We start from the raw sequence: 14,397 nt of genomic DNA on the forward strand, positions 1-14,397 counted from the left end.
AAATATGGAGCCCTTTCATCCCTATTTACAAATTTAATCTGCATAACAGAATAAATCTTAGGATCTAACTTTTTATAAATTCGTCTATTAAAAGTCCTTCTTCAGCTCCTCCTAAATGTCCTGTATATACAACTAAAGTTATTACCCCTCCAGGTTTTAAAATTTTTAATGAATCTGATAAGGCCTTTAATGTTGTATCTGGTCTTGTAATAATTTTTTCGTCTCCACCTGGCAAATATCCTAAATTAAACATAATAGCTTTTGGTGCTTCCATAACATAATTTAGGATATTTTCATGCCCGTCATTAATCAATATAACATTTTTTATGTTTCTTTCATGGATTGTTTTTTTAAATTTTTCAATTGCAATAGTTTGAATATCAAAAGCATAAACTTTCCCTCTATGAAGAAGATTACTCAAAAATAATGTATCATTTCCATTTCCTAATGTTGCATCTACAGCAATATCAGTTTCATCTATAACCTTCTTAACTATATCTTGTGCCATTCTGGTAGCCTTTAAAACAATCCTATACATCCTTTTCCTCCTTTTTATAATCTTTTAACCCACTCTATCTCTTCCTTCTTTAAATATCTCCATTTTCCAACTTCCAAGCTTCCTAATTTTATTTTGCCTATTTGAACCCTTTTTAGTTTTAACACCTTATGCCCTATTTTTTCACACATTTTTCTAACTTGCCTATTTTTCCCTTCATGTATCACTATTCTTACAAGTGCATTTTTATCGATTATTTTAAGAATTTCTATTTTTGCCTTTGATGTAATATAATCTTCTATTTTTAATCCGTTCCTAAACATTTCTAATTCCTTCTCAGTTGGGATTCCCTCAACCTCTGCTATGTAAACCTTGTCTACCTCCTTCGAAGGGTGCATAAGTTTATAGGCAAAGTCCCCATCGTTGGTTAAAATAAGAAGCCCTGAAGTATCATAATCTAATCTTCCTACAGGATATATTCTTTCCTTTACATCAATCAAGTCTAACACTGTCCTTCGTCCTTTTTCATCCTTAACCGTTGTAACATATCCAATAGGTTTATTTAACATTATGTAAACTTTTTTCTCTTCAGGTTTTATAATTTTTCCATTTACCTCAACTATATCCCTTTCAGGATCAACAAGAATGATATCCTTTATTAATTCACCATTAACTTTAACTTTTCCTTGTTTAATTAGCTCCTCAGCCTTTCGCCTCGATGTTACACCACACCTTGCTATATACTTTTGAATTCTCTCCATCCTTTCACCTCAATTTTATATTTTTGCTTAAAGAATTATATCATCAAAATTTATTATAAACAACTTTCATCATATCCCTTTGCTATTCGTATAATAATATTTTTATCCTTCCCAAAAATATTTTATTGACTCTGATATTATTATTGTATATAATTTATATATACAGTATATACATTATACACACTGTAAAGCGAGGTGATTAAGTGTTCATTTCTATTTCAAATACCTCTAATGTTCCAATTTACGAACAAATCATTAAACAAATAAAAGAACAGATTATAAGCGGCACATTAGCACCAGGAGATCCTCTACCTTCTATCAGAAATCTTGCTAAAGAGCTACAGATTAGTGTTATTACTACAAAACGAGCCTATGAAGAACTAGAAAAGGAGGGATTTATAGTAACTCTTCCTGGAAAAGGAAGTTTTGTTTCCGAAACAAATACTGAATTTATAATAGAACAACAAATAAAAAAATAGAAGAATTAATTGAACAGGCAGTTTGCCTAGCAAAGTCTATAGGACTTAAAAAGGATGAAATGTTTGAATTATTAAATATTTATTTTGAAGGGGTGGAATAATGGAAAAAATACTTGAAGTTGAGGGGTTAACAAAAAATTCAATAAATTTACTCTTGATGATGTTACCTTCCATTTAGAAAGAGGCTATATACTCGGATTAATTGGCCCAAACGGTGCAGGTAAAAGCACTACAATTAAGTTAATTATGAATCTAATCAATCCTGATAAAGGCAAAATAAGAATATTTGGTAAAAACAATAATATTTCTGAAATAAAAGATAAAATAGGTTTTGTATATGACGAGCTTTACATCTATGAAGATATAAAATTAAAAGAAGCAAAATATATCATAAGTAAATTTTATAAAAATTGGAATGACAAAGAATTTAACAACTTAATAAAAAATTTGATCTAGATTTAAACAAGAAAATTAAAGCATTATCAAGGGGAATGAAAATAAAATTTTCAATTGCAATAGCTTTATCACATAATGCCGAATTGCTTATTATGGATGAGCCTACTTCAGGTCTTGATCCTCTAGTTCGAAGGGAAATTCTCGAAATTTTACAAAATTATATTGAAAATGACAAACATTCAGTTATATTTTCTACCCACATAACATCTGATTTAGATAAAATTGCAGATTATATAGTTTTTTTAAATAATGGGAAAATTATTTTAAATGACGAAAAAGATAAAATCTTAGAAAATTATGTTTTAGTAAAGGGGCCAAAGGAGATTTTTAATGATTTAAGAGATAAAGTGATTGGATTTAAAAACAATTCCTTATCAATGGAAGCTCTTATGCATAAGGAAAATACAAAAAATTACAGGGAACAAAATGCATGCTCGAAAGACCAACGCTTGAAGATATTATGTTTTTTATGACAAGGGGGAATGCAAAATGTTTAATTTGATTTTAAAAGATATAATTCTATTTAAAAAAACTTTAGCATTCAGTTTTGCATACGTTATTTTTTTATAATTATTATATTTAAACAAGAAAACTTTCCAACTTCCCTTGCTACACTTTCTATTTTGCTTGTATCAACATTTACTCCCATTTTATTTATGATAGGAACATCTATCGTATATGAAGATAAATTTAAAACTGATCGATTTTTTAACAGCTTACCTGTAAACAAGGAAAATATTGTTTTATCAAAATATTTATCAGCTTTTCTTTATTTCATTATAGGGATTGTATTTTACATAGCATCATTATTTATATTTAAACTTTTCAATTTCAATATAGCAATAAGAATAAACTTACTCTCGCTTTCCTTCTCTCTACTTTTGTCTTCAATTTATATTGGAATAAATTTGCCTTTATATTATTTATTAGGATATAATGGCACTAGAATATTTAATTTTGTTTATTTTATATTCATATATTTTTTATCTAAAGAACTAAGCAAATTTTTTAAAAGGCTCAATTTATCTTCTACAATCTTTAGCTATATTCAAAAATTAAATCATGTTCAATTAAGCTTAATTTTATTTTCATTCTCATTATTTATTATAACAATCTCATTATTTATTTCTGTAAAATTATATATGAATAAAGACATTTAGGGCTGTATTACACAGCCCCTTTAATTTATATGTATACATTTTAGTTAAACATTTTAGTTGAGTAAGCCTGTAAGCCGAGTTCTGTTTTAGATGGTCATCTATCTAGGCCTACTGTTGCCAGCAGGCTCAAGCGACACTACCCGGGAGCACGCCGGGCCAGCGCATTTGCTCCCTATTCGGTCTTGCTCCAGGTGGGGTTTACAGAGCCACACTGTCGCCAGTGTGCTGGTGAGCTCTTACCTCACCTTTCCACCCTTACCAGGCAGCATAAGCTGCTCTCACCAATCCAAGGGATTGGTTCTGGCGGTATATCTCTGTTGCACTTTCCTTGAGTCGCCTCCACTGGGTATTACCCAGCACCCTGCCCTATGGAGCTCGGACTTTCCTCTCCCGCTGAATGCGGCAGCGACCATCCGGCTTACTCAACAATTATTCATTTGACTTTCAAGCACAAGTTATATAATATCATCTTTTTGTTATATTGTCCATAATAATTTTTTTCAAAGACAAGTAAAATTTTCTTTTATAACACCGCAAATGGATTTTTATTAGTTTCCGTTAAAATACATTCAACATCAAAGCTTTTTTAATTATATCCAATAAATATGGAACTGCTAAATATTCACTTGCAAAATGTCCTACATCTATAATATTTAAACCTAATTCAGAAGCTATAATAGCATCATGGTGCTTTATATCGCCTGTTACTAATACATCACATCCTTTATTTAAAGCGTCTCTAATAAAGGATGAGCCGCTTCCCCTACTATTCCTATCCTTTTAATCTTTTTATCTAAATTACCTACTATTCGCACATTATCAACATTAAATTTTTGCTTTATTAAATTGATAAACTCTTTTAACCTAATTTCTCCTTTTAAATTTCCCACTCTTCCTGTTCCCTGCTTTAAAGAATTTTGTAAAGGATAAACATCATAGGCTACCTCTTCATAAGGATGAGCTTTTATCATAGATGATATAACCCTATTTAAGTCCTTTTCTTTAACAATAGTTTCTATCCTTACTTCTTCAACATATTCTATTTTATTTTTTCTCCTATAAAGGGATTTGAACCCTCCAAAGGCATAAACGTTCCTTGCCCCTCTACATTAAAAGAACAATAGCTATAATTTCCAATGTGACCTGCTCCTTCAGTCAATATTGCATTTCTAACCACATCAGCATGGAACTTAGGAACAAAAACAACAATTTTAAAAAGTTTTATTTCCTTATGGGGCGACAATATCTCGATATCTTCTAACTCTAAAAGCTTGGCTAAAAATCATTCAATCCTTTCTCTGCATTATCAAAATTAGTATGAACTGCATATATGTTAATATCGTTTTTTATTGCCTTTATAATTATACTGCCAATATATTCATCTGTCTTAATTTTTTTAAAGGTGTAAAAATTAAAGGATGATGGGAAATTATCATATCACATCCTAGTTTTATGGCTTCATCTAAGGTATCCCTTGTAACATCTAACGTAAATAATATTTTGTTTATGTTTTTATCTTTATCTCCTATTAACAAACCAACATTATCATAATCCTCCGCAAGAGAAGGGGGAAACATTTTTTCTAAGTAGTCTATAATATTTTTAGCACTTACATCCATTCTCCCACTTCCTTAAACTCTAATAATAATTGATTTAATTCATTATATCTTTTATTATCCTTTGGAACTGATCTTAAAATTTCTTCTAAATTTTTTATTTTATAATTAATAAATTCTCTTAAAACTGGATGTTTCTTTTGAATTAAAATTTTCCCAGTATAATAAAACACTTCTTTTTCATAAGGAGGTTCACTACCATTTGATACCTTTAATATATGATAAAACTTTTCATCTTCTTTTACTATATCCTCATCAATTATTCTAAAATCATTTTCATTCAAATATTTCCTTAATATTTCTGGATATTGCATGGGCTGTAGGACTAATATGTTCGTTGATCTAACAATTTCTTTGCCTTCCTCTAATATTTTTACGATTAAGTTTCCGCCCATTCCAGCTATTAAGATTGTGTCCGCCTCTCCTTTTTGAAGTGGCTCTAGCCCATCCCCTATCCTGGTCTGTATCTTATCTAAAACCCTATATTTTTTAAAATTCTTAATAGCAATTTCTAAGGGACCTTTATTAATATCTGTTGCAATACCTCTTTACAAAGCCCTTTGTTAATACAATGCACAAGAATATAGCCATGGTCTGTTCCTATATCGGCTATGCAATCGGAATTGGGAAGCATATCCACTATATGTCTTAATCTTTCAGATAAAATCATGTTTCACCTCCAATTATGCACCCTTTTCTTTATCCTTCACTACATACGGCAAATCCATAACGAAATTATAAAAGTCCATATAATTACCTTCAAAGTCAGCAAAATATTTTATGTTCTTTTTATTTAATATGTTATCTTTTATTAAAAAGTCTTTACTCCAATTTTTGAGGCAATCAAATCCTCCTCAACATCATTACCTACCATTAAGCATTCCTGGGGTTTTTGTTTATTATGCCTAAAATTTCTTCATAATACTTTATATTTGGTTTACAATAGTGCATAACTTCAAAGGATGTTATAAATATAAAATCCCTTTCATCAAGTCCTGCCCACCTTAATCTTTCGATTATGGCTTCCTTGGGGAAAATGGCATTTGTTGCAACTACCAAATCATATCCTTTTTCTTTTAAAATATCAATGGATTTAACAATGTGTTCTTGGGGCTTAAAATGTTCACCGATAGTTTTATACTCATTTTTATAAAAATCATCAATAATGCTTTCTACTACTTCATATTTTATTTTGGAGTATTCTGTAAATTTTTCCATAAATACCTGTTTATTAGTCCTATTAAAGTCTGAGTTCCTAATCATATCAAAGGTTGCATCTAAAACAAATTTAACTGTATGCTCAGGAGACAAAAATTTTTCAATTTAAAGCAAAGTCTTTTAAAATATTCCTTTTCAAAAATATCCATATCCATGGGCAATAAAGTTCCATCTAAGTCAAACAATATTGTATTCATAATACCCCTCCGTTTACCACTAAAAATTACGGCTTACAATATGTAAGCCTAATCTAAATAATCCTTTAGTTTTTGCTTCTGCTTGGATGTCGTAATTTTCTAAGAGCTTTTGCCTCGATTTGTCTTATTCTTTCGCGTGTAACTTTGAATTCTTTTCCTACCTCTTCTAATGTTCTTGCACGGCCATCATCTAAACCAAATCTTAATCTCAATACCTTTTCTTCCCTTGGAGTTAAAGTATCTAAAACATCCATAAGTTGTTCCCTAAGCATCGTATACGCTGCAGCTTCAGCAGGCGCAGGTGCATCCTCATCAGGGATAAAATCGCCAAGATGGCTATCTTCTTCCTCCCCAATTGGTGTTTCAAGAGATACAGGTTCTTGAGCTATTTTCATTATTTCTCTAACCTTATCAACTTCCATATTTAATTCCTTTGCAACCTCCTCTGGAGAAGGTGCTCTACCTAATTCCTGCAATAGCTGTCTTTCTACTCTTATCAATTTATTTATAGTTTCTACCATATGAACAGGAATTCTTATTGTCCTTGCCTGGTCAGCAATTGCCCTTGTTATAGCCTGCCTAATCCACCAGGTAGCATAAGTAGAAAACTTATAGCCTTTCCTATAGTCAAATTTTTCCACAGCCTTTAAAAGTCCAAGATTTCCCTCCTGTATTAAGTCAAGGAATAACATTCCTCTTCCAACATACCTTTTGCAATGCTTACTACTAGCCTTAAATTAGCTTCTGCTAGTTTTTTCTTTGCCTCTTGATCTCCCTGTTCGATTCTTTTTGCAAGCTCAATCTCTTCTTCTGCAGAAAGAAGAGGAACCTTTCCAATTTCTTTTAAATACATCCTTACAGGGTCATCGATACTAATCCCTTCAGGTAAAGTTAAATCAAGATCTTCCTCTAATAATTGTTCTGGGTTAAAGTCATCCATATCATCGATAACTTCAATACCCATAGATTCAAGTATTTCATATACCTTCTCTATTTGTTCTGGAGATAATTCAACATTTTCCAATGAATCCATTATTTCTTTATATGTCAAAACCCCATTCTTTTTACCCTTTTCAATCAATTGCTTTACTATAGACATTCTTTTATTGTTAGCTTCGTTCTTTTGATTATCCTTTTTCATAATTTCAACCTCCCTTCAAAACCTAAAGCAACGATAATTGCCTCTTCAGTTCTTCCAATTGCCTAGTCAAGTTAAGAAGATCATTAAAATCATTGGATCTTTCTTTTTCTTTTATTTTTAATTTAATATTTTCAATTTGTCGTTCTATCTTAGTCCTTTTTAAAGTTCTTATAAGTCCTTCTACTGTCTCAAAATCCATTTCAGTCAAATCTTCTTCAGCAAAGATTAAAGCCACATCCTGAATTTCATTTTGTTCTTCAAAATGTTTTATTATGTCATTAACTTCCTTTAATCCATTTTCCAAAATTAACGTGGCAACCTTTTTATATGAAGGAGTTATAAAATCCTCCCTATTAACCTTTTGTAGAATATATTCCTTTATATCATCATCCTTTAAAATTAACATCAATAGTTTTCTCTCTGCCTTCTTATATCCAGGTTCCATGAAAGTATTTCCACCAATATTATTATTTCTATTCCCATAATTGTTATTCCAATTATTAGTTTTCATATTTTTGACTTTATTTAATTGGTCTAAAATAACCTGAATACTTATTCCCGTTAGTTCATAAATTTTTGCTGCATAGGAATGAACCTCAACTTCATTATTTAATATTTTTAATATGTCAATAACTTCTTTTATAAAATTGCTTCTATCTCTGGGGTCATCAAGATTTTTATTTTCTTTAGAAGCATAAATCAAATGTTCTATTGCAGTAAGAGATTTTTCAATTAGCTTTTTAAATTCTCCAACCCCAAAGGTATTTATAAATTCGTCTGGGTCCTTCCCCTTGGAATATTTATTATTTTAACATTTAATCCTTCTGAATGAAGAACTTCAATTCCTCGCAATGTCGCAGTCCTACCAGCTGCATCTGAATCATAACAAAGATAAACTGTATTGCAATATCTTTTTATAAGCCTTGCCTGTTCCTTAGTTAGAGCAGTTCCTAAGGTGGCTACTGTATTTTCTATTCCATGTTGGTGAAGTTTAATACAATCCATATAGCCTTCAACTAAGATAAGTGCATCTGGAGTCCCCTTTTTCAGAACAAAATTTAATGCATATAAATTAGTCCCTTTTTAAAGACCGGTGTTTCAGGTGAGTTCAAATACTTTGGCTTTGAATCATCAAGAACTCTCCCTCCAAAACCTATTACTCTCCCCTTATGGTCAAAAACCGGGAACATTATCCTATTTCTAAATCTATCATATATTCTATTTTCTTTTTGAGAAACCAGTCCTGCCTTAATTAATAATTTTTCATCGTATCCTTTTTCTTAAAAAATTAATTAGCCCATCATATGAATCTATGCTATATCCAAGACCAAATTTCTGAATTGTCTTTATATCCAGTCCTCTATTTAACAGATATTTAATCTTTTCGCTATTTTGTTTTAAATTATTATAAAAGAACCTCGCAGCCTGAATATTTATTTCATAAATTTTTTCAATTTCAGTATCCTTATTTGAGCTAGTATCAAGAGTTATATTTACTCTATCAGCTAAAAATCTTATGGCATCAATATAATCGAGGTTTCTAATTTTCATTATAAATCCAACAACATTACCTGCGGCTCCACAGCCAAAACAATGAAATAGCTGTTTGTCAGGTGAAACACTTAAAGAGGGTCCTTTATCATTATGAAAGGGGCATACCCCCATAAAATTTCTTCCAACCCTTTTTAAGCTTACATATTCAGAAATAACATCGACTATATCATTCTTTTGCATTATATTATCAATTACTTGTTCTGGAATACGCATAGAAGCATCACCTGACATATTAATATTATTTTTCTACATCGAACATCAAAATTCCTTCTTATGAATATCTAATTTTATAGTTTTCTTTGACACAAATAAATAATATTCGACATAAAAAATAAAATTCCTGCTAGTTAAAAAAATTTTTTAAAATTTTATTTGCCAAGGCATAGGGATAAAAATCTTCGTAAATTCATGAATAGCATATCTATCAGTCATACCTGCTACATAGTCCAAAACAGTTCTTTCTAAACCATAGATATCGATTTTGTCATAATATTCTTTTGGCATTGAATTTGGATTATCCATATAATGAATAAACAATTCTTTAATTAGGTTTTTGCCTTATCTTCTTCCTTTTTGCCTCTGATGCAATATAGACGTTATCAAACATGAATTGTCTAAGTTCCCACGTTGCTTCGCCGACTTCACCTGTTAATTTTATTTCACCGTATTTTAAAGCATGTTCAATCACAGCTGTAATCATTTTATTTATTCTTTCTGAATGTCCCTTCCCTAAAACTTTAATGCATTCTTTTGGCAGATCCTCCACTGTTAATATTCCTGCCCTAACTGCATCATCTATATCATGATTTATATATGCTATCTTGTCAGCCAATTTAACAACCTTTCCTTCATTTGTTTGAGGAATAAGTTCTCCTGAATGACACAATATTCCATCCCTAACTTCGTGCGTAAGATTAAGACCGCTTTTCCTTCTCAAGATAGTCCACTACTCTTAAACTATGTTCATTATGTTTAAAGCCTGTTGATGAAATTTTATTGAGTGCATCCTCCCCGTATGACCAAAGGGCGTATGTCCAAGATCATGCCCTAAGGCAATGGCCTCCGTCAGGTCTTCGTTTAATCTGATTGCCCTTGCTATGGTTCTGGCAATCTGGGCAACCTCTAATGTATGAGTTAATCTAGTCCTATAGTGGTCACCCTCCGGTGCAATAAAAACCTGTGTTTTATGCTTAAGGCGTCTGAAGGCTTTAGAATGTATAATTCTATCTCTATCTCTTTGAAAATCAGTTCTAACTTTACACTTTTCTTCTTTTTTATTCTTCCTTTAGTATTTTTACTTAAAGTAGCTAATGGTGATAATATTTTCTCTTCCAGCTGCTCATATTGTTCCCTCAAATTCATAGTATCACCTACACAAATATTTTTTATTATATATATTCTACATATTTGTCAAGAAACCTTCTTTTAAATATATAAAAATTAAATCATTTTTTTTAGATATTTCTTTAAATTACTATAAAATTCTCAGTATTATTCATTATGTCAATTTTATCCTGTTTTTATTCAAAAAGCACTTCTAATTAACATAATCCCTCTTGTCATTTCATATAATTCAATTGAAATATTAAAATGGTGATAGTATGGAAAATATTAGCTCTGTTGAAAGAGCGATTTATGAAAAGGATATAATAATAAATAAAATATTATCTAATTACAACATTGAAGTTTATTCAATAGAAAACATAAAAATAAAAGAAACTGACAAAGAACGAGCTGTATATAAAATAGCTACAAATAAAGGTGACAAATGCTTGAAAAAGGTTTATTATGATGAGAAAACACTCCTTTTCATATATTCAGTTATTGAATGGTTAAACATAAAGGGCATCTTAGCCCCAAGATTTATATCAACCAAAAAGGGATTAAAATATGTTAATTACCAAGGTAACCTATTTATTTTAACCGATTGGATAGATGGCCGAAAATGTGATTATGATAATATTGATGACATAAAAAAATATCTGAAAATCTTGCTAAACTCCATAAGTCCTCTAAGGGTTTTTTCCCTATAGAGGGAAGCAAGCTTTTAATCAACGATAAAGACTATTTTAAAAGCTACAATAAGCATTTTAAACAGTTAATAGAATGTGCAAATCTTGCATATAAGATTAAGGACAAATTTTCCAAAATTTTTTGGATAGTTTTGATTACTATTTAAATTGCGCAAGGGAAAGTCTTTATATTTTGTCTAGCCTTGATTTCAATAATTTAGGTGATGAAATCAGCAATGGAGCTATATGTCATCTTGACTATGTAAACAAAAACTTAATTTTTACTCCCGATGATAAAGTTTATGTAATTGATTTTGATAAAACTCGCATTGATTGTCCTGTTCATGATATAAGCAGCTTTTGCACAGAATATTAAAGCGAAAAAAACTGCCTGGGATTTTAGTATTTTTGAAACTGCAATAAATAATTATCAAAATGTAAGAAAATTAAATAAAAATGAAATGATAGCTATTTATGCATTCCTTTTATTCCCCAAAAACTTTGGAAGGTTTCAAAGGATTATTATAAAAATATTAAATATTGCAATAAAGGACAATACATTGATGAATTAAAATCAGTTGTCAAATACAGACAAAACCATCAGGAGTTTTCTTTAAAAGTAGAAGAATTTATAGAAAAATTTTAGGGGTAAGTAAAACCCCTAAAATTTTTATCTTCTTGGATTTTTAACTTGTGCTTGTGCTGCAGCGAGTCTTGCAATCGGAACTCTAAATGGTGAGCATGATACGTAGTCAAGTCCTATATTATGGCAGAATTCAATTGATGATAGATCACCACCGTGCTCACCGCATATACCGAGCTTTAGATCCTTTCTTGTTCCTCTTCCAAGTTCAGCAGCCATCTTTACAAGCTTACCAACGCCAGTTGTATCAAGTTTAGCAAATGGATCGAATTCAAATATCTTCTTATCATAGTAGTCATTCAAGAACTTACCAGCGTCATCTCTTGAGAATCCGAATGTCATCTGAGTTAAGTCATTAGTTCCGAAGGAGAAGAATTCAGCTTCTTTTGCAATTTCATCTGCAGTTAATGCTGCTCTTGGAATTTCAATCATTGTTCCAACCTTGTATTCAAGCTTTACTCCTTCTCTTTCGATTATTTCATTAGCAGTCTTTACTATAACATCCTTTACATATTTTAATTCCTTAAGTTCACCTACAAGTGGTATCATTATTTCTGGAACTATATCCCAGCCTTTTCTTCTCTTTACATCAATAGCTGCTTCGATTATAGCTCTTGTTTGCATTTCTGCAATTTCTGGATAAGTTACAGCAAGTCTACATCCTCTGTGGCCTAGCATTGGGTTGAATTCCTTTAAGCTTTCAACTGTTGCCTTTAACTCTTCAAAAGTTATTCCCATATTTTCTGCAAGGGCTTTAATGTCTTCATCTTCATGTGGTAAGAATTCATGTAATGGTGGATCAAGAAGTCTTATTGTAACAGGTCTTCCTTCCATCGCTTCATAAATTCCAATGAAGTCTTCTCTTTGCATTGGTAAGAGCTTATCAAGGGCCTTTCTTCTTTGTTCTTCACTCTTTGCAACAATCATTTCTCTAACTGCTGGGATTCTATCTTCTTCAAAGAACATGTGTTCAGTTCTGCAAAGACCTATACCCTCAGCTCCAAACTTAACTGCTTGAGCTGCATCCCTTGGAGTATCAGCATTTGTTCTAACCTTTAGTGTTCTTATTTCATCAGCCCACTTCATGAATGTTTCAAAGTATCCTGTAATTTGTGGCTCAACAGTCTTAATCTTTTGTCCATATACATTTCCTGTGCTACCATCTATTGAAATGTAGTCGCCTTCGTTTATTCTTAAATCTCCAACTGTGAAATACTTGCCTTCTTCGTTAATCTTGATGTCTCCGCAACCAGCTACGCAGCATTTACCCATTCCTCTAGCAACAACCGCAGCATGGGATGTCATACCACCTCTTGCAGTTAAGATACCTTCAGCAGCTACCATTCCTTCGATATCTTCTGGTGAAGTTTCAATTCTTACAAGAACAACCTTTTCACCCTTTGCTGCAGCTTCCTTTGCTTCTTCAGCTGTGAAATATACCTTACTGCAAGCAGCTCCAGGTGAAGCTGGAAGTCCCTTTGCAATTGGCTTTGCTGCTTTAAGTTCAGCTTGATCAAACATTGGGTGAAGTAATTGATCTAATTGCTTTGCGTCAACCTTAAGCATTGCTTCTTCTTTTGTTATTAAACCTTCTTCAACAAGGTCAACAGCAATCTTCAATGCAGCTTGAGCTGTTCTCTTTCCATTTCTTGTTTGTAGGAAGTAAAGTTTTCCTTGTTCAATTGTAAATTCCATATCTTGCATGTCTTTATAATGTTTTTCAAGAAGATGTGCAATTCTTTCGAATTCTGCATATACTTCTGGCATTAATTCCTTTAATTGATCTATGCTTTGTGGTGTTCTAATACCTGCAACAACGTCTTCACCTTGAGCATTTAATAAGAATTCACCAAATATCTTGTTTTCACCTGTTGCTGGGTTTCTTGTAAATGCAACACCAGTTCCTGAAGTTTCACCCATATTACCAAATACCATTGTTTGAACGTTAACTGCTGTTCCCCAATCGCTTGGAATGTCGTTAAGTCTTCTATAAACAATAGCTCTTGGATTATTCCATGATCTGAAAACTGCCTTTACAGCTTCTAAAAGTTGCATTTTAGGATCCTGTGGGAAATCTTCGCCCTTTTCATTTCTATATAATTCTTTAAATCTTCTTACAACTTCCTTTAAATTTTCAGCAGTTAAATCTGTATCAAACTTTGCACCGTTTTCTTCTTTTACTTGGTCTAATATATGTTCGAATTTATTCTTATCGATTTGCATAACAACATCGCTGAACATTGTTATAAATCTTCTGTAGCTGTCGTATGCAAATCTTTCGTTGTTTGTTAACTTTGCAATACCTTCTACAGTTTCATCGTTTAATCCAAGATTAAGTATTGTGTCCATCATACCTGGCATTGAAGCTCTAGCACCTGATCTTACTGAAACAAGTAATGGATTTGATGGATCGCCAAATTTCTTTCCTGTAATATTTTCAAGCTTATGTAGTGTTTCAAAAATTTCTTCTACTATTTCATCTGCTATTTTTGACCATCTTCATAGTATCTCGTGCAGGCTTCTGTTGTCACAGTAAAACCTGGTGGAACAGGAAGTCCTATGTTTGTCATTTCTGCAAGATTAGCACCTTTTCCACCTAAAAGATTTTTCATACTAGCGTTACCTTCATTAAATAGGTAAACGTATTTTTTCTTTTCCATACCT

11 protein-coding genes, 1 other RNA gene and 8 pseudogenes are annotated in these 14,397 nt (G+C 31.6%); 5 read left to right on the forward strand and 15 right to left on the reverse strand.

Features of this window, described 5'->3' with window-relative positions; translation table 11 throughout:
* Positions 1 to 64: 64 nt before the first annotated feature.
* Positions 65 to 538: a tRNA (mnm(5)s(2)U34)-methyltransferase gene (locus tag PWK10_RS07315; RefSeq protein ID WP_274767833.1), complete on the reverse strand. Its 474-nt coding sequence runs from the start codon at positions 536 to 538 to the stop codon at positions 65 to 67.
* A 14-nt stretch (positions 539 to 552) separates the two neighbouring features.
* Positions 553 to 1,257 (reverse strand): pseudouridine synthase, encoded by a 705-nt coding sequence (locus PWK10_RS07320; RefSeq protein ID WP_274767834.1) that lies wholly within the window; start codon positions 1,255 to 1,257, stop codon positions 553 to 555.
* A 203-nt stretch (positions 1,258 to 1,460) separates the two neighbouring features.
* Here PWK10_RS07320 and PWK10_RS07325 point away from each other — a divergent pair.
* From PWK10_RS07325 to PWK10_RS19610, 3 genes and pseudogenes are all read left to right on the forward strand, one after another.
* A pseudogene (locus tag PWK10_RS07325) lies at positions 1,461 to 1,837 on the forward strand (GntR family transcriptional regulator).
* Positions 1,837 to 2,694 (forward strand): annotated as a pseudogene (locus tag PWK10_RS07330) (ABC transporter ATP-binding protein). The pseudogenes PWK10_RS07325 and PWK10_RS07330 overlap by 1 nt, the downstream one beginning before the upstream one ends.
* A gap of 49 nt (positions 2,695 to 2,743) precedes the next feature.
* Positions 2,744 to 3,352, forward strand: coding sequence for an ABC-2 transporter permease (locus PWK10_RS19610; RefSeq protein ID WP_446715352.1), 609 nt, complete (start codon positions 2,744 to 2,746; stop codon positions 3,350 to 3,352).
* 54 nt (positions 3,353 to 3,406) lie between these two features.
* Here the strand turns inward: PWK10_RS19610 and rnpB are convergent.
* The 12 genes and pseudogenes from rnpB to PWK10_RS07390 all read right to left on the reverse strand — a co-directional run bounded on the left by rnpB (position 3,407) and on the right by PWK10_RS07390 (position 10,440).
* Positions 3,407 to 3,777, reverse strand: an RNA gene (gene rnpB, locus PWK10_RS07335) — RNase P RNA component class A.
* Between the two features lie 133 nt (positions 3,778 to 3,910).
* A pseudogene (locus tag PWK10_RS19615) lies at positions 3,911 to 4,323 on the reverse strand (Nif3-like dinuclear metal center hexameric protein).
* A gap of 68 nt (positions 4,324 to 4,391) precedes the next feature.
* Entirely contained in the window at positions 4,392 to 4,595 is a 204-nt protein-coding gene (locus PWK10_RS07345; protein ID WP_274767836.1) for a hypothetical protein, read from the reverse strand.
* 32 nt (positions 4,596 to 4,627) lie between these two features.
* Positions 4,628 to 4,744 (reverse strand): Nif3-like dinuclear metal center hexameric protein, encoded by a 117-nt coding sequence (locus PWK10_RS19620; protein ID WP_446715353.1) that lies wholly within the window; start codon positions 4,742 to 4,744, stop codon positions 4,628 to 4,630.
* Complete coding sequence (locus tag PWK10_RS07350; RefSeq protein ID WP_274767837.1) at positions 4,714 to 4,971, reverse strand: Nif3-like dinuclear metal center hexameric protein; 258 nt, start codon at positions 4,969 to 4,971, stop codon at positions 4,714 to 4,716. The genes PWK10_RS19620 and PWK10_RS07350 overlap by 31 nt, the downstream gene beginning before the upstream one ends.
* Positions 4,962 to 5,638 (reverse strand): annotated as a pseudogene (locus PWK10_RS07355) (tRNA (adenine(22)-N(1))-methyltransferase). Before PWK10_RS07355 ends, PWK10_RS07350 begins: the two are co-directional and overlap by 10 nt.
* A gap of 203 nt (positions 5,639 to 5,841) precedes the next feature.
* On the reverse strand, positions 5,842 to 6,186 hold the full coding sequence (locus PWK10_RS07365) for an HAD family hydrolase (protein ID WP_274767840.1): 345 nt from the start codon (positions 6,184 to 6,186) through the stop codon (positions 5,842 to 5,844).
* 245 nt (positions 6,187 to 6,431) lie between these two features.
* A pseudogene (gene rpoD / locus PWK10_RS07370) lies at positions 6,432 to 7,524 on the reverse strand (RNA polymerase sigma factor RpoD).
* A 22-nt stretch (positions 7,525 to 7,546) separates the two neighbouring features.
* Positions 7,547 to 8,227, reverse strand: a complete 681-nt coding sequence (locus PWK10_RS07375) for a hypothetical protein (protein ID WP_274767841.1) — start codon at positions 8,225 to 8,227, stop codon at positions 7,547 to 7,549.
* A gap of 62 nt (positions 8,228 to 8,289) precedes the next feature.
* Positions 8,290 to 8,574, reverse strand: coding sequence for a toprim domain-containing protein (locus tag PWK10_RS07380; RefSeq protein WP_342455725.1), 285 nt, complete (start codon positions 8,572 to 8,574; stop codon positions 8,290 to 8,292).
* 8 nt (positions 8,575 to 8,582) lie between these two features.
* Positions 8,583 to 9,309, reverse strand: a pseudogene (dnaG, locus tag PWK10_RS07385) (DNA primase).
* Between the two features lie 129 nt (positions 9,310 to 9,438).
* Positions 9,439 to 10,440 (reverse strand): annotated as a pseudogene (locus tag PWK10_RS07390) (deoxyguanosinetriphosphate triphosphohydrolase).
* A gap of 239 nt (positions 10,441 to 10,679) precedes the next feature.
* On the opposite strand from PWK10_RS07390, the gene PWK10_RS07395 reads away from it, so the two are divergent.
* Positions 10,680 to 11,111 (forward strand): hypothetical protein, encoded by a 432-nt coding sequence (locus PWK10_RS07395; protein ID WP_274767843.1) that lies wholly within the window; start codon positions 10,680 to 10,682, stop codon positions 11,109 to 11,111.
* A 172-nt stretch (positions 11,112 to 11,283) separates the two neighbouring features.
* A complete protein-coding gene (locus PWK10_RS07400; protein ID WP_274767845.1) occupies positions 11,284 to 11,466 on the forward strand; it encodes a phosphotransferase in 183 nt (60 codons plus the stop codon).
* Between the two features lie 294 nt (positions 11,467 to 11,760).
* Here PWK10_RS07400 and ppdK read toward each other — a convergent pair.
* Positions 11,761 to 14,393: pseudogene (gene ppdK, locus PWK10_RS07405) on the reverse strand (pyruvate, phosphate dikinase).
* Positions 14,394 to 14,397: the final 4 nt, after the last annotated feature.

The sequence above is a fragment of the Caloramator sp. Dgby_cultured_2 genome (genome assembly GCF_028872215.1).
Taxonomy (GTDB): Bacteria; Bacillota; Clostridia; order Clostridiales; family Caloramatoraceae; genus Caloramator; species Caloramator australicus.

Coding starts and splice junctions, on each gene's coding strand:
- PWK10_RS07315 (WP_274767833.1), bottom strand. CDS start 538: ATGTATAGGATTGTTTTAAAGGCTACCAGAATGGCACAAGATATAGTT.
- PWK10_RS07320 (WP_274767834.1), bottom strand. CDS start 1,257: ATGGAGAGAATTCAAAAGTATATAGCAAGGTGTGGTGTAACATCGAGG.
- PWK10_RS07350 (WP_274767837.1), bottom strand. CDS start 4,971: ATGGATGTAAGTGCTAAAAATATTATAGACTACTTAGAAAAAATGTTT.
- PWK10_RS07365 (WP_274767840.1), bottom strand. CDS start 6,186: ATGGAAAAATTTACAGAATACTCCAAAATAAAATATGAAGTAGTAGAA.
- PWK10_RS07395 (WP_274767843.1), top strand. CDS start 10,680: ATGGAAAATATTAGCTCTGTTGAAAGAGCGATTTATGAAAAGGATATA.